Here is a 19,851-nt window from a genome sequence, read left to right as displayed (position 1 = left end):
AAGGGTGATATGAACACAAAAGATTTAGAATTAATTTCCTTACTGCAACAAGAGTTGCAAGATAAACCACATAAAGAACTAGATGAAGTTGGGGTTGTTGTCCAAGTTGGTGATGGTATTTGTAAAGTTTACGGACTTATGGATGCTATTTACGGCGAGCTTGTAGCTTTTGAGGGTGGTAACAAAGGTATCATTTTAAACATGAGTGATGATTTTGTTTCTATTTTTGTTTTATCTCAAACTATTTCAGTTACTGAAGGTGAAGTAGTAAAGCGCACCGGTGAAGCTTTAAAAATTCCAGTTGGAGACGGCATGCTTGGTCGCGTAATCAACGCACTGGGCGAACCAATTGATGGTCTTGGCAAGATTGCTACATCGTCATATCGATTTGTTGAGCAAGATTGTGCAACAATTATTGAACGAACACCGATTTCACAGTCGCTGCAAACAGGTGTTTTAGCAATTGATGCCTTGGTACCAATTGGAAAAGGGCAACGTGAATTAATCGTAGGAAACCGAAATACCGGTAAAACAGCGCTTGCTATCGACGTTATTTTGAATCAAAAAGGCAAAGATGTTATTTGCATTTATGTTTCAATTGGCCAAAGACAAGGTAATCTAGCGCGCTTAGTAAAAAAATTAGAAGAGCGTGGCGCTCTTGAGTACACCGTTGTTATGAGCGCTGACTCAAGTGAAGCTTCGTTAAATCAATATCTTGCACCATATTCTGGTACTGCTCTTGGTGAATATTTTATGCACAAGGGTAAAGATGTTTTAATTGTGTATGATGATTTAACAAATCATGCTGTGGCATATCGAGAAATGTCTCTTTTGATGCGTCGAGCTCCTGGACGTGAAGCGTATCCTGGTGACGTATTTTATTTACACTCTCGGCTACTTGAACGTTCAGCTTGTCTAAAAGCTGGTGGATCAATCACATCGCTACCAATTATTCAAATTCAAGAAGATGATATCACGGCATACATTCCGACAAACTTAATTTCCATCACTGATGGACAGTTGTTTTTAGATGCTCAGTTGTTTAAACAGGGTATACGACCAGCTATCAGCGTTGAGCTTTCAGTGTCACGTGTGGGTGGCGCAGCTCAGACGTTAGCTGTTAAAAAAATGTCGAAAGCACTTCGTTTAGAACTTGCACAATATAATGAACTTTTGAGCTTTGCTCAGTTTGGAACAGAACTTGATGAAATTTCACAACGACAATTGAATCGTGGAGCTGTAGCTGTTGAAATTTTAAAACAAGAGCAGTTTTTACATTATTCATTCGTCGATGAGGCAATTATTTTATTCATGCTCCGACAAAGCATTTTAGACAGCATTTCTTTAAAAGAAATTTCTTCGTTTATCCAAAAAAGCATAAGTTACGTTGCATCGGTGTATCCAGACTTGTACCAAGAAATTAAAATGTCTCAGGATGTATCTGAAGGCAATTTGGAAAAACTAAAAGTTATCATGGCAGAGTTTGCTCAATTGTTTAGAAATGAGCAATCAGAGTAAATAGATTTAATAGTTGATTAATGTAGACACTATAAAAGGCCTCTGTAAAAATCAGAGGCCTTTATGTTATTTTACCAAGCAATTTCATTAACAAGCGGTAGTAACCTAAAGAAGTGAAAATGTTTAAATTTCGAACATATTTCACAATATGTTTTATTTCTGCTGGCGACATACTAAGTTCAAGAGAGCCAACTTTTTTACCTTTGTTGTAGATCATAAGAACGGGTGCAGTCACTACTCCAAGCTCTTGTGCAAAACTTAAACTTTTATCTATATTTAAAGCAACCACTTTTGCTCGTCCCTGAAGCTCTTTGTGAACGTCTAAAAACAAAGTTTCTAACAACCGAGAAGTATCATTTCCTTTAGAAGTTATCATCAAAATAACAGGAATAGGGCTATCTAAAATCTCTTTTTTAAACGTAGCCTGAACAATTTCAACAAGCGATTTAGGATTATTGTTTTGATACGAGTAAATATTTGATGTTATAAAAATCAAACATACTAAGCCAAAAATGATTGATTTTTTACCTGAAACCATATAATAATTCGTTTTTTTACAATTGTAACTTTATTCAATCACACTATTGCAACGAACTTATTTGTCAAAAATAATAATATTTGGATGTTTCTTGGGTTTTGTACCGTAACTTTTTGTATCGTAACTTATGAGCGATAATTTTCAATTTTTCGTAACAGACCTGGCATGAATAACACGTGATGGTTCCGATTCCTTAAATCTTTCATCATAAATTTGAACTATTTCAAAACCAGCTTCGAGCAACAATTCTTGCCACTGCTTATCTGAGCGCCAAACTAATTCTATAAGTTCGTTTTCCTGTTTTTCAGTAGTCCCATCAATTATCAACTCAAACAAAGAAAAAGTAGTCACTATTTTTTTATGCTCATCAAATATATGTCGTCTTTTTAAACGTATCATTTTGTGCTCGTCGAGGCGAACTGTTGATATGCTGTATTCATCAATTGTTATGTCGGGTACAAAAATATCTATTAATAAATTACCACCAGGAAGCATATGGGCATTGAGGTTTTTAAGTGCTTTAAAAGCAAGATCGCGATCAGATATAAGCTGCAACGAACCGAATGCTATGATAACAGTGTTATATGTGTGTGGTAATGCAAGATTTTCAAGCGACTGCTCATAAAGTTCTGGCTCGAGTCCCAAGCTGGCACAGCGTTGACGACAACGTGCAAGCATTGCATAAGAATGATCAACTCCATCAACAACATATCCGCACTTGATCAAAGGAATTTGTAATCGTCCTGACCCTGACATTGCTTCCAAAACTCTACCAGGATACTGCTGAATAAATGAAATAAAAAAATCTACTTCCTGCTCAGAAGCATACTTTTCAGTTGCATCATAAAACAGACCACAGAGCTGCCCATAAGCATGTATATTATCTTTACTCATGTATAAAATTTCTATTTTGAAAAAAATTAAAATATATCAATATTGTACCATGAATTTTATTCTTAGATTACTATGTTTTCTTATATTAAAAAATGAAATACATATATTCCGTTGCATTAACTTTTAATTAATGAACATATGGTTTTATGTTTAAAAAAAATGATTTAAAAAATATAGAGTTGTTGAAATGTAATGCATAAGTTTAGTATTCTCATCATCATTGATAAAATAAAAAAGGACGTATGATGAAATTGCAAAAAATTGTGTCACTGAATCCTGGTAAAAATTATGAAGTTGTCGGAGAAATACCTGTTTCAACAATCGATGAAATAAACAAGAAAGTTTCTCAAGCTCACGATGCAAAGCAATCTTGGGCTAACCTTGATGTCAAAAAACGCCTCGAATTACTCGAAGATATTTATAACGAATTTGTACAAAGAAAAAATGAAATTGGATCGCTTGCAACCTTAGAAATGGGAATGCCAGCATCAGTGCGCACTATCATAGATATCGATGCTGGTCTGCATTATATGCGTGGTTATCTTGACTTGGCAGAGGATTGGCTTAAACCAGATATAGTTTTTGAAGATGAAGATGAAATTCACCATCTTTTTTTTGAGCCACGTGGAGTCATTGCAGTAAGCTCTCCCTGGAATTATCCTTTTTGTAATTTTATATGGGGCGTTATACCAAATTTAGTTGTAGGAAACACTGTTGTTTTTAAACATTCAGAGGAGTGCCCGCTCACCGGAAAACTTCTTGAAGATATAATGTTATCAAAAAATTTACCTGCAGGTGTTTTCAATGAAATATATGGTGATGGATCTAGTGTTGGCGATTATCTGATGAATAGCGTAATTGATGGTATTCATTTTACGGGAAGCACAGGAGCTGGAAAACATTTATATCAAGTTGCAGCAAAAAACTTCATTCCTGCATTATTAGAACTTGGTGGCTCCGGCCCAGGAATTGTTTTTGACGATGCTAATCTATCAAGCACGATTGAATCAATTTATTGGAATCGTTTTGTGAATAGCGGCCAAACGTGTGATGGACTCAAACGACTTATTGTTCATCATACTCTTTTTGACAAAGTCATTTCGCAATTAAAAGAACTTTTAGCAACTAAAAAAATTGGGGACCCGCAAGATCCATCCGTTGATATTGGTCCACTAGTTGCAGAAAGACAATGTCTGCTCATCGAAGAGCAAGTTGCTGATGCGCGAGATAAAGGCGCAAAAATTATTTGCGGAGGAAAGCGTCCTCATGGTTTATTAGGTGCTTACTTTCAGCCAACAATTCTTACGAATATTACTGCTGATATGCGCGTATGGAAAGAAGAGGTTTTTGGACCAGTCTTACCAATCGTTTCATTTGAGTCTGATGAGCAAGCTATTGCTTTAGCTAACGATACCACATATGGCCTTGGGGCATATGTATATACCAACAATAAGCAGCGAGCATTAGATATCAGCAAACGTATTCAAACAGGAAATATTAGTGTCAATGCTGCAAATTACAATAGAGTGCAAGATCCTTTTGGCGGTTACAAAAATTCAGGCATAGGGCGTGAGAATGGAAAACAAGGATTAAGGGAATTATGCTTTTCTAAGCTCATAGCCTTAAAAAAATAATTGAGAGTTTGAGTTAGTCTTTTAACTCAACGAATGATTTTGAACCAATGCAAACTTAACAACTGAGAAACTCAATAGGCTTTGCGAATTTGAATTACTACTAAATCAAAATTAACCGACGGATTGAAAAAAGAAAATCGATTCTTTAAAATTTGACGTAATAAAAAAATTTTTATCTCTATATTATTTAATAACTAATTTTTAAATATCTAGATACCACAACAAATATCCGTATAAACATTTATTTTTAGAAATTTTAATATTAATTTATGTTATAAAGTTATAAAAGTTTGTTCACAAGGTGGAATGTCAATTCTAATCATGATATTATTAAAAACATATATTTTTGCGATTTATAAAGAAGTAGATTTAACAATAATTATTAGGAGAAATTAAACAATGATTAATTTACCAAAGTGTCCAAAATGTAGTTCAGAGTATACTTATGAAAATAATGGAATTTTGATTTGTCCAGAATGTGCTCATGAGTGGAACGAAGAAGTAGAAAGTGAAAATGCTGAAGATAAAAAGATTGTCAAAGATGCGAATGGAAATATCTTGAATGATGGTGACTCTGTAGTACTCATCAAAGACCTTAAACTAAAAGGGAGTTCATCGACCATAAAATCTGGTACAAAAGTAAAAAACATACGGTTGGTTGATGAAGATCATAATATTGATTGCAAAGTTGATGGATTTGGGAAGGTTGGTTTGAAATCTGAGTTTGTCAAAAAGATATAGTAAAGTATCTGTAAAGTAATTTGTGTAAATGGTTTGGGTCATGATTATTTAGTCATCTCTAACCTTTTAAGCTGGCGGTGATCGCGAGATTTAAAGTTATTGTATGCAAAAGCTTCTTTAGGCAGTTTTCGTTTTTTATTATCAATATTTCTTTTGCTTTTCATGCCTATTTAGCGGCGCAGCCAGACGAAGTTTCGAAGGAACGAAGACTGGTGTCTGCTGGTTGACTCATTCAGGAACCATGAGATTGAGTTTATAGTAAGTTTGGTCTGTAAAAAGTTTGTATTGCATTAAGCATCCAGTTCTGATTGTTATTTACTTTGATCTAATCGTGCTTGAATGCCAGCCATCAAACTTTCTAGTCGAGCATATCGCTCTCTAATTTTATCTTTTTGTCCATGTCTACTCATATCATCCAAAAGTTGTACTGCTTTATATGTAGCCGCAAAAGAAGATAGATAAAAAATAAATCCCTTACTGATACAATTGTTGTATGCAATGATACTCCAGCACATAAGCCAGCAGATATGGCGTGCAGGATCAGGAGTTGAAGGTAATCCTTCGTAATATTTTTCACTTTCCTCTAACAATATTTTTAGATCTTTTATTTTGTTCTGATCATCATCGTCGCGTTGACAAATTTCTTCATAGGTACGCAATAAATATTGATACATATTTTCTTGCTTTGCATGCATTTTAGAAAAGCTAACAAGACATATTGTGGTTAACCATAATGATTGTATTATTTTCATTGGCAATATCCTTTTTCCCCAAAAGCTCAATATTGAAATCATTACCCGTTTGCAGTATGATACAAATCACTTCTATAACTTTGCAACAATCACAGGTGATATGATGTCTATAGTCTGTCAACAATGTTTTAATGTTATGACAAAGTCAGAGCTCTCGGGATATCTACTTGGTGAAATGTATACTGTTTTTAAAACTGTAATTTTACCTTACTTTCTTGAAAAAAACATCAAAAGAGGTTTTAAACAAAACATCGAAAATTTACTTGTGGGAATTCTCAATGATCAAAGAGTTGCATGTCACGTTTGTCACAAATATATAGGATGGTCTAGCAAAAATTTAAATGAGATTGATGACATCCGAAACTATAAATTTATTTCAAAAATAAAAAGTCTACCCTTTGTGCAGCAAGTCTTGCTTTTTGGCTCTCGAGCTCGAGGAACAAATAAATTTCGATCTGACATTGATCTTGCTATCGTTTGTCCTACTGCAACCAGCGATCAGTGGCAGGAAGTACTTGATATAGTTGATGATGCTGATACCTTACTTTTAATTGATTGTGTACGGCTTGATCAAGTTCAAGACCTTGATTTTAAAAATAGCATTTTAAAGGATGGAGTAAGACTATGACACCAGAAACTTCAAAAGTTTTTGAGCAATTAGAAAAAGCATTGACTCAACTCGAAAAAGCAATTCAAGCACCCGTCGGCAGCAACCGACTAGAAATAGATGGAACCATTCAACGATTTGAGTTCACCATCGAACTTTTTTGGAAAGCATTGAAAAAAAAGCTTGCTGATGATCATGGTATTGAAGTGTTTGGTCCCAAGCCTGTCATGCAGCAATCATATGCCACGAAACTCATCAGTGATGAAAAAATATGGCTAAAAATGCTTGAAGATCGCAATCTCACTTCTCATACCTATAAACAGGATTTAGCCGACCAGATATACAAAAACATTAAAACCTATTCGCCTTTTTTAAGAAAAGAACTTAATAAGTTACAATCAACATAGCAACATTTGAATGTAATTATGTCCAAAGAGCTCCAAAATATTTTGCAAACAAATCCAAATCGTTTTGATTTTTTTGACGATGTTTTTCTGCCTCTGGCCGTAATTTATCAAAAGCTGGACGTGTGATTTCTGATCTACGATTAAATGCCAACGATGGCAAAGCACCTGGTCCAACCAATTGTGCAAATCGCAACTTATCTTCTTGTTCTAATTTTTTGAGCTCTTTTTTATGAGGGGCAAGTAATCTATCACATTCTTTATGATACTCTGAAACAGTTGGACCATCCCAATCACCGTCTTTTGCAATCCACTCAAAGTAGTAAACCATTGCATCCAGACATTTTATCCAATCTTCATACCGATCGCAATTATCTGGGCCTTCAGGCTTGGTTGGATCTTGAGAAAAATCCATAGGGAAACCAGCATTATTTTTGTCATGAAATTTGCGATATTTTTTAAGAATTGGATAAATAACTCTTGCAAGAGTTACGTCTGCACTCCAGAGATCACGTTCTTCTACGGATACTTTTACGGTATCTTTAGATTTTTTATTGTACGAGATATTTACTTTCATAACAGTCACTCCATGTAACTTGTGCGTTGGCACAAGCCTGATACAAAACTACCAAAATCTTTTTTTCGCGAATGCCCGACCAGATCCAGACTTCAAATATTCTTCATATTTATAAGCGATTTCTCTATCTTCAAAAATTGAATAAGTAACCAACTTCCATGGTTTATATTTTTCAGTATGTGGTATTGTACTACAATTATGATTCGATAGTCGCTTATTAAAATCTTGCGTACAACCAATATATATTTGATCAGGGAATTTTATAGATTGAATAATATAAACGTAAAACATTTTTTAATGACTTTTTATTTTCATAGTCCAGCCTACGTGTCTCTTGGTCTTCGCGTAAACGCTACGCCCAAATCGCTTACTTCGGCGGACAGCTTTCGCATTGTATTTCAAGTTTATTTCTTCGATTAATATCTTCTTCATTCAGTGATGGCGTGCCAGCTGAAGCTTTAGCGAAAGCTGGTGTTCGTTTTCAAACACATTCAGAGAATCAAATATACCAATAGAATTCTCGCTTCAGTCGATTCAGACGATATTTAGAACGTTTAATTTGAAAATGTGAAAAATATTTAAACATGAGTAAAAAGTAACTTCGTGCTAACAAAAAAGCCTCTGAAATTCAGGGGCTTTTTTGTAAATGTTTCTTAACTATTTCGTAATGCATCTATTACTTTAAGTTGAAAGAGTCTGAAAGCTTTTTGTGCCACATTAAGCATTCAATAGCTGTTATAAAAATAGATTTAAAACAATAGATAAAGCGTTATACTGTTTCAATCATTTTTACCTTTACCTCAAGGGTTATTTTCATGAAGCTTAAATTTTTTCTTACAAGTCTTATGATTTTACATTCTATCGCACCAATACAGTGTGATTTTTCTACTGCCTTTATAGATGATCTTGCCTACAGAGATGAACGATTATGTGAAGATCGACGTTTCTTAATTAAGGTTGTCGCTGCTGGATGCGCTATGGCTGCGATGAGTGCGTTGATTTACTACTGTTATAGTAGTCCAAATAATGATCAAAAAAATGAAGGGCAAGGCGCTGTCAAAGCATCCACTGTTACTAACGACGCAAAGAATTTATATGATGCTATTGAATGCAATGATACAGAAAAAATAAAAAAGCTTCTTACTCAAGGTATATCAGTAAATGCAAAAGATAAAAATGGACGCACAGCTTTATTTGATGCCATCATCAAAGGTCATACTGAAATTGTAAAAATATTATTAGAACATGGTGCAGATATAAATATTTCAGATACGGATGAATTAACAGCACTGTCCATAGCTATTGTTGAAAAACATACACAAATAGTTTTAATGTTAATAGCACATGGTAGTAATATCACAAAAATAGGTCGCTTTGGTTTAACGCCTTTACTACTTGCTTGTTTGGTGACTGATAATACTGAAATAATAAAAGCACTTATTTTGCAAGGGGCGGACATAGAAGCTAAAGACGAGACAGGTAAAACAGCTTTAATTTTAGCAGCAAAAACAGGACATATTCAAATAGCAAAAACCTTAGTTTTACAAGGAGCTCAGGTTAATGCCGCTGATAATGAAGGAAGTACCGCACTACATTACGCTTCCCATAATGGATATAATGAACTTGTTAAGTTTCTTCTACTTCATAATGCCAATATTAATCAACAAATGAATGATGGCTTATCATCATTGCATTTCGCCGTCAGGCAAGGTTATATCGAAACCGTAAATATATTACTTTCCAATGCAGCTTTGGTAAATTTAACAGATATTTCTGGGCATCCTCCATTAACATATGCTGCTATTAAAGGTTTTTTTAAAATAGTAGAAAATTTAATGTTACATGGTGCTAATGTTCATTTACAAGACAACTCAGGATTGACTGTATTAAATCATGCTGCTTATTATGACAATATAAAGATCATAGAATTGCTTATTAAATATTATGCTGATATCAACGGTTTAATAACAAAACATTATAATAATGCGCCTCCACTCCTTAAAATTTCTATTATCAAAGGATATACACCAATAGTGAAAATATTGCTTGAACATGGTGCTTCATCAAATGAAATTTATGATCTTAATATGACAGCCTTACATGTTGCAGTCATTATGCAACATATCGAAATCGTAAAAATATTATTAAAACATGGTGCCAACATAAATGCTCAAGATGATAGTAACAAAACTCCTTTGCATTATGCTGCCGGGACAGGCAATATTGAAATAATACAACTTCTTTTATTAAATGGCGCTAATGCTCATTTACAAGACAAAGAAAATAGAATAGCTCAATTTTATGCTAATCAACAAGGTCACGAACAGGTAGTTATTTTATTATCAAATATCTAAGGTTCTTATGAATACAAAAGTAAATGGTTTGCTTAAAGTTGTTTGGTTATTTATTTTCTCTATAACTCATCCGATAACCATAGCTTTATTTATTTTTTATTTAGGGAAGGACTTAGATATTACCTTTTCAAGCAGTACCAATGTAACATTAATATATGGAAAAATTTATTGTTCCTATGCTGTAATATTTAATATTGGATGGTATGCATTATTGTATTTCATTTCTTTAATAACAAAAAATAACTTTTCCCATTTGTTGAATTATAATACAGGTATTAAGTCTTATCCAATTCATACAACGTTACTTACAATTAACAGTTTATTATTAATAAATCCCATGTTGTGGATGATGTTTCCCAACTTAATACTGGAAAATATAGATTTCGCATTCTTTATTTTTTTTATATTATTATTGTCTTATGTTATACACATAAACGCTTTACATATATTTTTCGCAATTTATGGATATATCACATTAAAAACATTTGTTTATCCTGGTATGGAAGGAAATGTTTTTGGGTTTGTGTTTGGATTACCGTTATTGTTCTTTTTAATTGAATCTTTTATTCTTTTTGTAAAGCAATCATGGATGATTATTACTAACCAATTTTCCATTAAAACTAAATAATTGCTTTTTAAAAAACTGTTGTTATGATCTACAGCATCTTTCAAAAGAAAATGTCAAAGCCCTAAGGAGTAATCATGAAACAACTAAATATTTCTGTGAAGCTTTGTGCTCACAAATATGGAATTCGTTTAACAACGAGTTTATCTGTTTCTGATTACACAGAAATCACTCTCTAATTTCCCCCGTTCAGTTTTAATTTTTATTTAAGTGTTGATCAACTACTGCCTATGGTAATAGTTGCATGAAAAGGATATTTCATGGTCCGTGGACGTAAAGTTACTTCTGTCGCACGTCGACAGGTAGTAACTTATAAACCAGGTTCTGTTTGCTTCGTATTGTCCCCACAAGACTGTATGAGCTTGGTACAATTTTATTCATTATTGATGAAAATCGAAAGACGCATGAAAGATTCATTGCAATCGTCTCTAGAAAAAGAAAATAATATTAGTCCAAGAAAAACAAAAGGCTCGCAACTATGCGGGCCTTCTTTGTTTCTAAGGGTGTTTGCTTGGGGCTGTGGGTGGGTGTTGGTTCAATTATTTTTGAATTTTACAAAAACATACTAATGAATCCACTAATAGAGACTAATATAAGGATGATCCAATTATTCCATTTTTCTACTGGATTTTCACCTGCCCATGATTGAATTTTCCATCCTGGATTGCCAGCAATAGCAATTACACCAAATATTATGCTTAACAATCTAAAGAATTCATGCTTATAACTAATATTAGTAACCATAAAAAATAATCGAATTATATCAATTAAGCCAAAAACAATTAAAAATATAATTAAATTCCAGCAATAGTTTTTACATAATTTTTTTACTTGTTCATCCTTAGAAGTTTCAATAATATGTGTTAAGTTTTTAGGAATAAATTTGTACATTCAATTTACCTTTTATATTTTTCTTAAATCATTTATAACTATATTCACAATACCTTTATAACAATCTTTACCCCTCCCCACCATGATTGACACTATCATCCTGCTGATACCACCCCCACAATTTAAGATTGTTAAACCCAGTGAGTTTACTCCAAGTGCTGATTTAATCTATCACAACAGAGCTATTAAAGCTGTTTTAAACCCAACAACAAAAGAACTTAAGTCTGGTATATACAAACCTCGGTTAACGTTATCCAGACGGAAAAACCTTCAGGGTATTTCTGAAATTATGCTCACTATTGAATTTTCAATTCCGAAATTAATGTTTGGTAATAATATCGAAGAACTACAACAAAAAGATTTTGGCGATGTGATTACTAAACTCAATACTGTTTTGTTTGATATGGGTGTAGAAATATATGCACAAGATTTGCAGAATGCAGCAGTGCTTGCAATTCACTTCTCAAAAAACATTGTACTGACTGATGGTTCAACGCCATTTCATTTCATTCAAAAGATTAAAGAAACTGCCATGTCAGGCCGCCTGGACAATAATCAAACTGATTACCGCAATGCTGGTCATTGTTTTAAGTACCATTGTAATAGTTATGAAATGGTTTTTTATGACAAAATTTATGATTTAGAAAAATCTAAAATTAGTAGAAAGCGAGCAATCGATCCTGATAATTTTTTCGATATGAAAACACTCAGCAAAGTGCGAACTGCTCGTAAAAAATTTGAATTACTTCGTATGGAAATACGACTGAACAAGCGCAACAAAATACAATCACTTTTTTCAAAACTAAACATAAAAAATGACTTAACGTTTAGCAAACTTTTTCGATCTTCTATTGCTCGAAAAGTATTGCTGCACTATGTATCAGTGCTTGAGTGTAAACGTTCATCCTTTATTGATTTCAAGCCCCAAAACGATAGATCTATGTTGACCATGTTGGCGCTACATAATCCAACACTTAAACCGAAACAAATAGTACAATTTTTTGGTCTCAAGAAAGCATTAGAGACGATAACGCTTGATGAATTGAAAAAGATTATTGTAAAAAATGATATATACAGTTGGAGTCGTTTGATCAAAGAATTGGAGACAATTGAAATGCCAACCACTCAAAAGCCATTTGCAATTATACGAAACCAAATAGAACGCTATAAGCCAGTGCGTTTGAATAAAAAATCATAGCGTTTGTACTTAGGTCATAGTACAATATTTCTATTGTGTTATTAAAAAAAATGGTGAGTAATGATTCGAAAAGATCAAGAATATATAATCTATATTGGTCCAGAATTTACAGTTGAATGGTATTTTAATGATCAAGGGAAAAGCTCAGCTCTAAAATATTATGATCAATTAACATTAGCGCGACGAAAACAATTTATGAAGTTAGTAAAATTGATGGCTAACCAGGGAGAAATTCAAAATACTGAAAAATTTAACAATGAACATGATGGAATATATGCTTTTAAGCCAAAACCAGATCGTTTTTTTTGTTTCTTCTTTACTGGTTCAAAAATAATCATTACTAATGCGTATGAAAAAAAATCTGATAAAATGTCTCTGCCCGATAAGGCTAAAGCACAAAGATGTTATAGCGATTATGAATATCGTGTAAAAAAAGGATCTTACTATGAATAAAAAAATAACAAAAAAAGCTCAATCTGAGCAAATAGATACTACTCCAAAAACAACCAGTGAACGTCTCTATGAATCTATGACCCCAAAACAACGTCAAAAATATGACGAAGAATATCAAGAACTATTACTGTCTGAGCTTTTAATAGCTATCACCAATCAAAAAGAATTATCAGTTCGTAAGCTTGCAAAAGAAGCTGGTGTATCACCAGCAGTAATTCAATCTATGCGCTCAGGTGACAGCAAAGATTATAGTTTAAAAATATTCTTTAAGGTTTTAAAGGGACTTGGTTGTAAAAAATTTACCGTTACAACAGAGCACGGTAAAAACCTTCATATTTCTTTACCAAGCACTATTAGAAAAAATTAATACCAATAACTAACATCTCGAGATATCTTCATGAAAGCAATTTTGATCGCACGCGTGAGCACCGAAGAACAGAAAGAAGCTGGAAATTCTTTGCCAGCGCAAGTTGCACGCTTAGAGCGTTACTGTCAAAGTAAAAACTTTACGATTCTTAAAATATGTAGTTTTGATGAAAGTGCCTACGGTACTCAGCGGGATGAGTTTGATCGTATTATCGATTTTATCTTAGCTCAAGATGAAAAGATTGCCGTATGTTGCGATAAGGTTGATCGATTATCACGTAATATTTTTGATAAACGAATTTCAACGCTTTATGAGCGGGCGCTTAGTGATGAGATCGAACTTCATTTTGCTTCTGAAGGTCAAGTAATTACCAGTCGTATTTCTGCTGTTGAAAAGTTTCAGTTCGGGATTAGCTTGGGACTGGCCAAATATTATTCAGATGCTATTTCAGATAACGTCAAACGAGCACGAGAACAGATTTTGCGCAAAGGTGAGTGGCCAGGCAAAGCTCCGTATGGTTATAAAAATATTCGAGTAGAAGGCCGCAGTAATATTATTGTTTTGGATTATGAGGCTGCAATTGCTCGTATTACTTTTGAGCTATACGCAACGGGTGCTTATTCGATGGATCTTTTACGATTAAAGCTTATAAAAGATTACAATATTTCGTGGCCAAAAAGTTTCATTGATTACATGCTCAAAAATCCATTCTATCATGGGATCATGGTGTGCAAAGATGTTGAGTATCCTCATAAATATCCAGCGCTTATTTCAAAGGAGTTATTTGATAAAGTGCAAGACGTAAAAGAATCATTTAAAAAGAAAAAATTTAAATATGCAGGTAAGCCCTATATTTACCGTGGGTTGCTTCGATGTGGCGATTGCAGTCTTACTATTACACCAGAAAAACATAAGGGCTTGGTCTATTATCACTGTACTCAGTTTAATGGTAAGCATGATGCTCCATGGATTCGTGAAGAAGATCTAACGCAGCAATTTCAAGACTTCTTTAAAAAACTACAACTACCAGAAGAAATACATGATCAACTCACCACTATGCTTAATGATGTAGAATCACAAAAGAAAAACTTCTATGAGCAGCACAGTAAAGTTCTTTTCAAAGAACACAAAACTTTAAGCACGATGATGGATAATTTATACCTTGATAAACTCAAGGGGAGAATTACTGAAAGCGACTATGACAAATTCTATCAAGAGTTTAGAACTCAACTAGACTCGGTCAATAGCAAAATAGCCCAACTTCAAAATGCTGATGATAATTACTATATCATCGTCCAGCACGTGCTTATGCTCACAAATAAAGCTCATGATCTTTTTGTTGGTTCTGAAGTTGATGAAAAGCGCCAGCTTTTAAAGTTCCTACTTCAGAACTTACGCCTAAGTGGCAAAAACATCGTCTACGACGTACTTAAACCGTTTAATTTGATAGTAGAAATGGGTGATCGTTTGAAGTGGTGTGCCCGATTGGATTCGAACCAATGACCTACGGATTAGAAATCCGTTGCTCTATCCAGCTGAGCTACGGGCACGTATATTTTGAAAGATTCAGAAAAGAATCTGTAAAGCAGTATATCAAGAGAAAAATCTTAATACAACAACCTTACTTAACAAAAGACTGTTATTGTTACACATTGGGCCTGAATCTATAAAACTTTTGACCTAAAAAGCAACACCCCAAGATCCCCAGATCATAACTGCATTATAGCCATATAGTCTTGGTTTTGCATCAGATCCATACGAAACGTTGAGCAGTAATCGATGAGCAACATGCTTTGTTAAAAATGTATATTTATATACGAGATAGACGTTATTTCGTATGTAATTGAATCTTTCAATGTTTGCAATATGAGGAGTTGCGGTAATGCCAAAGCCCCATCGTCCGCTATAGCCACCCTCTAAACCATGTTTAAGTGAAGTATTTGTTTGTAAAGCAATTAAAATATCTGCAATGCTTCCTATCGTGAAATTATAGCAATTGCCAAGGGAGTCAAAAGCGGTTCGTGGGATAAAATAGTTGTAACGAGTACCCCATAAAAAATCGAAAGGTTTTTTGCATTTGTATAAACCATCAAATTGTACACCTACGCCAACTTGTCCAGCTCCAAAGCCAACTCGCTGTAAAGTCTTAACAGAGTGAGTAGGAATACCGAGCAAAGCAGAAAGAGTAACTTTGGATTTTTCATTGATCGTTATATTCCGTCCAGCTGTAATTAAAATGTCGTCAACTTCTGTGACGTCAACTTTGGAAATATTGTTAACTGTTTGGTTAACATGAGCCATGGCAAAATCTGTTCTGACATAAAAATGTTTGGCGATGTCGCGATTGTAGGTGATCAAGCCACCAGCATAATTTTCGGCAATATCAAAACCATGTGTTTTTTGAAATAAATTAAATATAAGTGGAGAGAGGCTATTTGGTCTTTTAATTGTTTGCTTTGCAATTGGTTGACGAGTGATTTGAGCGATGCGAAAGTTGTACACAATTGATAGAGCGCAAGCAGGCATATGGCTCGATAGTTCTAAGAGTAAAGTAAGCACTAAAGTATTTTTTTTCATTTAATTTCACTCAAAATAATATTATTTTTAATTATTTTTTAAGGTAACTATTTTTTAGACAAAGATACATTTTTTATGTGCTATGAATAAAGATTGTTTTTTAGGATAAAAACTACTCATACATTTTGAAAATTGCTACAGATCTCTGGTTATGGTAGCTTTCAATAAAATTCTTGAAAGGATATGTGTGATTAAAACGATGTTAATTTTTTTATCTGTGCTGTTTAATTTTTCGTTGGTTTTTTGCACAGAGGATCAAACTGTTGGACAGTTAAAAATTGGTAATTTAGCTTTACCTACATCGCAGCAACCAGGACCATTGCTAGGGTTTGGTCAAAACATTGTTGATAAAGGTGATTTTCAAGTTTTTGCATACGCCGATTACATGAACGGTTGCTGTAAAAGCTTTACCGAAGTTTGGCCAACCATTTTGTATGGGATTAAAGATAATCTATCGCTTTTTATTCAGCAGCCAATTGCAGCTAAGTTTCAACAAAACAACCAAGTTTCAAAAGGCTTAGAGGATTTACTGGTACAAATTGAATATGCTTTTTATGAAAAAGATAAAGAGACCTTAACTAATCAACTTACCTTTGTAGTCAACATGACTTTTCCTACAGGCTCCGGCATTAAACAACCTCCAACGGGCTTTGGAGCACCTAGTTATTTTTTAGGATTAACGGCAAGTAGTATGGGCAACAATTGGTATCCTTTTGCGTCAGCTGGTGCCATTTTAACCACATCCAGCAATGGTACTAAATTTGGTAATCAGTTTTTATACGAGTGTGGAATTTGCAAAAATATAAGCTACAAATCTAATGAGTGGATTTTTAGTTGGATGCTGGAAATGCATGGTTTGTATAAGCAACGAAATACCATAGCGGGCTCTGTTGATCAAAATTCTGGTAACAATGAAATATTACTAGGGCCATCGTTATGGTTTTCAACGCAGCGTTTTATTATGCAGGGTGGTATTTCGTGGGCTGTGTATCAAAAATTATTTGGCAATCAAATCAATACAGATAATTATTATATTGCTGTAGATATTGGATGGAAGTTTTAGGTATATACAACGTCTTTTTATGATTGTTTTTTCTTTTTGAACTCATGTACAGTATATTTGCTTAAGAAATATATTGATGAAAATGGAGTTTTATGAAAGATAGCCTACAAAGTTCATGGTGGAGTATTCCCAAAGAAAAAATCGTCGAGAGTTTACGTGTTGACCTTAAACAAGGTTTGTCTGATGCACAAGTTATTGACCATAGAAAGCAGTATGGATCTAACAATCTTTTAGAAACAAAGCCTCGGTCAATTATCGATATTATCTTAGAAAGTGTGCAAGAGCCAATGATGCTTTTATTGCTTGCTATAGCAGTTTTGTCATTTATCTTCGGTAAGATTGGCGGTGCAATTGCTATGATTCTGGAAGTGGTGATGTATGCCACGCTTGAATTAATCAATAAATTCAGAACTGATCGCATTATGTTTGAATTAAAAAATATGGCACATCCAACGGCAAAAGTTATTCGAAATGGGAAAGAAGTCGAAATAAAAACAAATGAAATTGTTGTTGGCGATATTTTAATTTTATCCCAAGGAGTTTTTGTAGCTGCAGATGCACGACTGCTCCTCACGCACGGGCTCAGCGTTAACCAGTCGTCTTTGACGGGTGAATCTTTACCTGTGGAAAAAGATGCAAATATTGCTGTAGATCAGCATGTAACTATTGCAGAGCGTAAAAATTCTATATTTTCTGGCACTATGATTTTAAATGGTGAAGGAACAGCAATCGTCATGGCTGTTGGGCAACAAAGTGAATTTGGCAAAATTGCGCAGCATGTTCAAGGATATCAAGATGAAAGAACAGTCGTTCAAATTGCAATGGACCAGTTAGCAAAAGCGTTAGCTATTTTTGCCGTAGTTGTTAGCATCATTATCCCGGCAATTGGCTTTTTTAGAGGACTTGAACTGCAAGAAATGGTGTTGACGTGGTTAGCTTTAACATTTTTAATGATTCCTTGTCAGCCGCCTATCATTATAACTATGGCTTTATCACTTGCAGCATTTATGCTTGCCAAAAAACAAGTGGTTGCAAAAAGACTGTTTGGTATTGAAGGAATTGGTCAAGTCTCAGCGGTTGTCAGTGATAAGACTGGAACCATTACTGAGAGTAAAATGTCTTTAGATCTTTTTTTAACCTCATCAGGGCCTACGAAAGTATTGCCTGAAGATCTTAAAGAAAAAATAATATTAGCGCTGCCAGATTACTGTAACCACGTTACGGATAAAACGGTTGCGCTCGCGGTAGGAAATGATAAAAAAAATAATCACCCTGTGAAATTTTCTGGCTTTTCAGAGCTACAACCATGGCGTGATTTGGTATATAAAGATGGCGACTTATTTATGCATCTTATTACCGGCAACCCTGAAACAATAGTAAATCAATCGACACTGTCGGTTGATTTAAAAAATTCATTGATAGAGCAAGTTAGACAGCAAGCTAGTCTAGGATCTAAGCTGACAACGTATGCAGTTGTTTACAGCGATAAAGATACATTGGATACTTTGCAAAATCTTACTTTTTTAGCAGTAGCTGTGATGAAAGATCCTGTACGGCCTGGAGTTAAAGATGCGATTACAGCGTTAACACAGGCTGGCATTAAAACATTTATTGTGACAGGTGATCATACGTTAACGGCGCAAACAATAGCGCTAGAAGTTGGCATTCCGGGTAAAGTGATTACAGGCGAGCAGTTTGCAAGCATGGATGACAAAGAGCTTGCCTTTCAATTGGGTCAATCAAATATTTTTGCTCGTATGGAACCAATGCAGAAATTTCGTTTAGTACAAATGTTAAAGCAACAACAAGAAGTGGTTGCCGTTATTGGAGATGGTGTCAATGATGCTCCTGCACTCAAGGCTGCAGATGTTGGAATTGCAATGGGCCAGATAGGTACTGATTTGGCAAAAGAAGTGTCAGATCTTATTTTAACTGATGATAATTACGTTCATATTCCAGATGCGATAGCGATAGGTAGAACAGCCTTAGATAATTTTAAAAAAGGTCTTACGTTTTATTTATCAGCTAAATTTATATTGCTCATAATGTTTATAGTGCCGCTATTTTTAGGTATACCGTTTCCCTTTGTTCCTATGCAAATAATTTTAATTGAGTTGTTAATGGATTTAGCATCATCAACAATTTTTGTAGTTGAAGATATTGAGCCTGAAGTGATGCAGCAGCCTTCACAAAAAATAACAGAATTTTTAGGTAAACCGTTGTTGCTTAAAATCTTTAAAAGCGGAATTGCCTTAGCAGTTGGAATTGTGTTTTTATATGTAAGTGCGTATTACCGATATGACGTGAATACAGCACAAACTGTAGCTTTAGTAGCATGGCTTTTGGGTCATATTTTATTAGCATTAAATCTAAAACAAGAACATCAGCCACTGACTAAACAAGGTTTTTTTGCAAACTACTTTGGAGTGTTTTGGATGTTTGTGATGGTGGGAATATCATGGCTGGTTACATCAGTTTCGTTTTTGTATCCGTATTTAAAAACAACCGCTTTACCCCTTACTTTATGGCTGCAAATAATTGGCATTGTGTTCGTAACAACATGCTGGATTGAAGTTGTAAAGCTGATCAAAATAAAAAAGATAGCTTAATTGAACGTTTGAACAGTGTTAAGACTTAGAGCTTATAATTCTTCAGAGG

Annotated in this window: 20 protein-coding genes and 1 tRNA gene; 14 read left to right on the top strand and 7 right to left on the bottom strand. The window is 34.2% G+C overall.

Going from position 1 to position 19,851, the window contains the following annotated elements:
* Positions 1–9: 9 nt before the first annotated feature.
* Entirely contained in the window at positions 10–1,518 is a 1,509-nt protein-coding gene (atpA, locus tag WC747_01120) for a F0F1 ATP synthase subunit alpha (GenBank protein ID MFA5998603.1), read from the top strand.
* 61 nt (positions 1,519–1,579) lie between these two features.
* Here atpA and WC747_01115 read toward each other — a convergent pair whose 3' ends face one another.
* Both WC747_01115 and WC747_01110 read right to left on the bottom strand, forming a co-directional pair.
* On the bottom strand, positions 1,580–2,056 hold the full coding sequence (locus WC747_01115; GenBank protein MFA5998602.1) for a thioredoxin family protein: 477 nt from the start codon (positions 2,054–2,056) through the stop codon (positions 1,580–1,582).
* Between the two features lie 141 nt (positions 2,057–2,197).
* A complete protein-coding gene (locus WC747_01110; protein MFA5998601.1) occupies positions 2,198–2,950 on the bottom strand; it encodes a class I SAM-dependent methyltransferase in 753 nt (250 codons plus the stop codon).
* A 242-nt stretch (positions 2,951–3,192) separates the two neighbouring features.
* Between WC747_01110 and WC747_01105 the strand changes: the two genes are divergently transcribed.
* Both WC747_01105 and WC747_01100 read left to right on the top strand, forming a co-directional pair.
* Positions 3,193–4,584: an aldehyde dehydrogenase gene (locus WC747_01105; protein ID MFA5998600.1), complete on the top strand. Its 1,392-nt coding sequence runs from the start codon at positions 3,193–3,195 to the stop codon at positions 4,582–4,584.
* 399 nt (positions 4,585–4,983) lie between these two features.
* Entirely contained in the window at positions 4,984–5,325 is a 342-nt protein-coding gene (locus WC747_01100; GenBank protein MFA5998599.1) for a zinc ribbon domain-containing protein YjdM, read from the top strand.
* A 311-nt stretch (positions 5,326–5,636) separates the two neighbouring features.
* Here the strand turns inward: WC747_01100 and WC747_01095 are convergent, their stop codons facing one another.
* A complete protein-coding gene (locus WC747_01095; protein ID MFA5998598.1) occupies positions 5,637–6,077 on the bottom strand; it encodes a hypothetical protein in 441 nt (146 codons plus the stop codon).
* A gap of 103 nt (positions 6,078–6,180) precedes the next feature.
* Here WC747_01095 and WC747_01090 point away from each other — a divergent pair, with 103 nt between their 5' ends.
* Both WC747_01090 and WC747_01085 read left to right on the top strand, forming a co-directional pair.
* Complete coding sequence (locus tag WC747_01090) at positions 6,181–6,705, top strand: nucleotidyltransferase domain-containing protein (GenBank protein MFA5998597.1); 525 nt, start codon at positions 6,181–6,183, stop codon at positions 6,703–6,705.
* Positions 6,702–7,091 carry an HI0074 family nucleotidyltransferase substrate-binding subunit gene (locus tag WC747_01085; protein MFA5998596.1) on the top strand — a complete coding sequence of 130 codons (390 nt, stop codon included), beginning with the start codon at positions 6,702–6,704 and terminating at the stop codon, positions 7,089–7,091. Before WC747_01090 ends, WC747_01085 begins: the two co-directional genes overlap by 4 nt.
* Positions 7,092–7,107: 16 nt before the next feature.
* Here WC747_01085 and WC747_01080 read toward each other — a convergent pair whose 3' ends face one another.
* Positions 7,108–7,665 carry a hypothetical protein gene (locus WC747_01080; protein MFA5998595.1) on the bottom strand — a complete coding sequence of 186 codons (558 nt, stop codon included), beginning with the start codon at positions 7,663–7,665 and terminating at the stop codon, positions 7,108–7,110.
* A gap of 815 nt (positions 7,666–8,480) precedes the next feature.
* On the opposite strand from WC747_01080, the gene WC747_01075 reads away from it, so the two are divergent.
* From WC747_01075 to WC747_01065, 3 genes are all read left to right on the top strand, one after another.
* Positions 8,481–10,019 (top strand): ankyrin repeat domain-containing protein, encoded by a 1,539-nt coding sequence (locus tag WC747_01075; GenBank protein MFA5998594.1) that lies wholly within the window; start codon positions 8,481–8,483, stop codon positions 10,017–10,019.
* Between the two features lie 7 nt (positions 10,020–10,026).
* Complete coding sequence (locus WC747_01070; GenBank protein MFA5998593.1) at positions 10,027–10,647, top strand: hypothetical protein; 621 nt, start codon at positions 10,027–10,029, stop codon at positions 10,645–10,647.
* Between the two features lie 257 nt (positions 10,648–10,904).
* Positions 10,905–11,213: a hypothetical protein gene (locus WC747_01065; protein MFA5998592.1), complete on the top strand. Its 309-nt coding sequence runs from the start codon at positions 10,905–10,907 to the stop codon at positions 11,211–11,213.
* Here the strand turns inward: WC747_01065 and WC747_01060 are convergent.
* Positions 11,197–11,535, bottom strand: coding sequence for a hypothetical protein (locus WC747_01060; GenBank protein MFA5998591.1), 339 nt, complete (start codon positions 11,533–11,535; stop codon positions 11,197–11,199). The genes WC747_01065 and WC747_01060 overlap by 17 nt on opposite strands.
* A gap of 82 nt (positions 11,536–11,617) precedes the next feature.
* Between WC747_01060 and WC747_01055 the strand changes: the two genes are divergently transcribed.
* Genes WC747_01055 through WC747_01040 form a run of 4 tightly spaced genes read left to right on the top strand, consistent with a single transcriptional unit; the run spans position 11,618 to position 15,056 of the window.
* Positions 11,618–12,733: a hypothetical protein gene (locus WC747_01055; protein MFA5998590.1), complete on the top strand. Its 1,116-nt coding sequence runs from the start codon at positions 11,618–11,620 to the stop codon at positions 12,731–12,733.
* A 60-nt stretch (positions 12,734–12,793) separates the two neighbouring features.
* A complete protein-coding gene (locus tag WC747_01050) occupies positions 12,794–13,186 on the top strand; it encodes a type II toxin-antitoxin system RelE/ParE family toxin (GenBank protein ID MFA5998589.1) in 393 nt (130 codons plus the stop codon).
* On the top strand, positions 13,179–13,553 hold the full coding sequence (locus WC747_01045) for a hypothetical protein (GenBank protein ID MFA5998588.1): 375 nt from the start codon (positions 13,179–13,181) through the stop codon (positions 13,551–13,553). Before WC747_01050 ends, WC747_01045 begins: the two co-directional genes overlap by 8 nt.
* Before the next feature lie 30 nt (positions 13,554–13,583).
* A complete protein-coding gene (locus WC747_01040; GenBank protein ID MFA5998587.1) occupies positions 13,584–15,056 on the top strand; it encodes a recombinase family protein in 1,473 nt (490 codons plus the stop codon).
* On the opposite strand, the gene WC747_01035 is transcribed toward WC747_01040, so the two are convergent.
* Together WC747_01035 and WC747_01030 are read right to left on the bottom strand one after the other, a co-directional pair.
* Positions 15,027–15,103: transfer RNA gene (locus tag WC747_01035), tRNA-Arg, on the bottom strand. The genes WC747_01040 and WC747_01035 overlap by 30 nt on opposite strands.
* 130 nt (positions 15,104–15,233) lie before the next feature.
* Complete coding sequence (locus tag WC747_01030) at positions 15,234–16,130, bottom strand: hypothetical protein (GenBank protein ID MFA5998586.1); 897 nt, start codon at positions 16,128–16,130, stop codon at positions 15,234–15,236.
* Between the two features lie 187 nt (positions 16,131–16,317).
* Between WC747_01030 and WC747_01025 the strand changes: the two genes are divergently transcribed.
* Together WC747_01025 and WC747_01020 are read left to right on the top strand one after the other, a co-directional pair.
* Positions 16,318–17,193, top strand: coding sequence for a hypothetical protein (locus WC747_01025; GenBank protein ID MFA5998585.1), 876 nt, complete (start codon positions 16,318–16,320; stop codon positions 17,191–17,193).
* A 92-nt stretch (positions 17,194–17,285) separates the two neighbouring features.
* Positions 17,286–19,802 carry a cation-transporting P-type ATPase gene (locus tag WC747_01020; protein ID MFA5998584.1) on the top strand — a complete coding sequence of 839 codons (2,517 nt, stop codon included), beginning with the start codon at positions 17,286–17,288 and terminating at the stop codon, positions 19,800–19,802.
* Positions 19,803–19,851: the final 49 nt, after the last annotated feature.

It is taken from the genome of Candidatus Babeliales bacterium, from assembly GCA_041660205.1.
Taxonomy (GTDB): Bacteria; Babelota; Babeliae; order Babelales; family Chromulinivoraceae; genus JACPFN01.
Note: the sequence above shows the minus strand (reverse complement) of the source record. Positions and strands in the feature narration are given on the sequence as shown.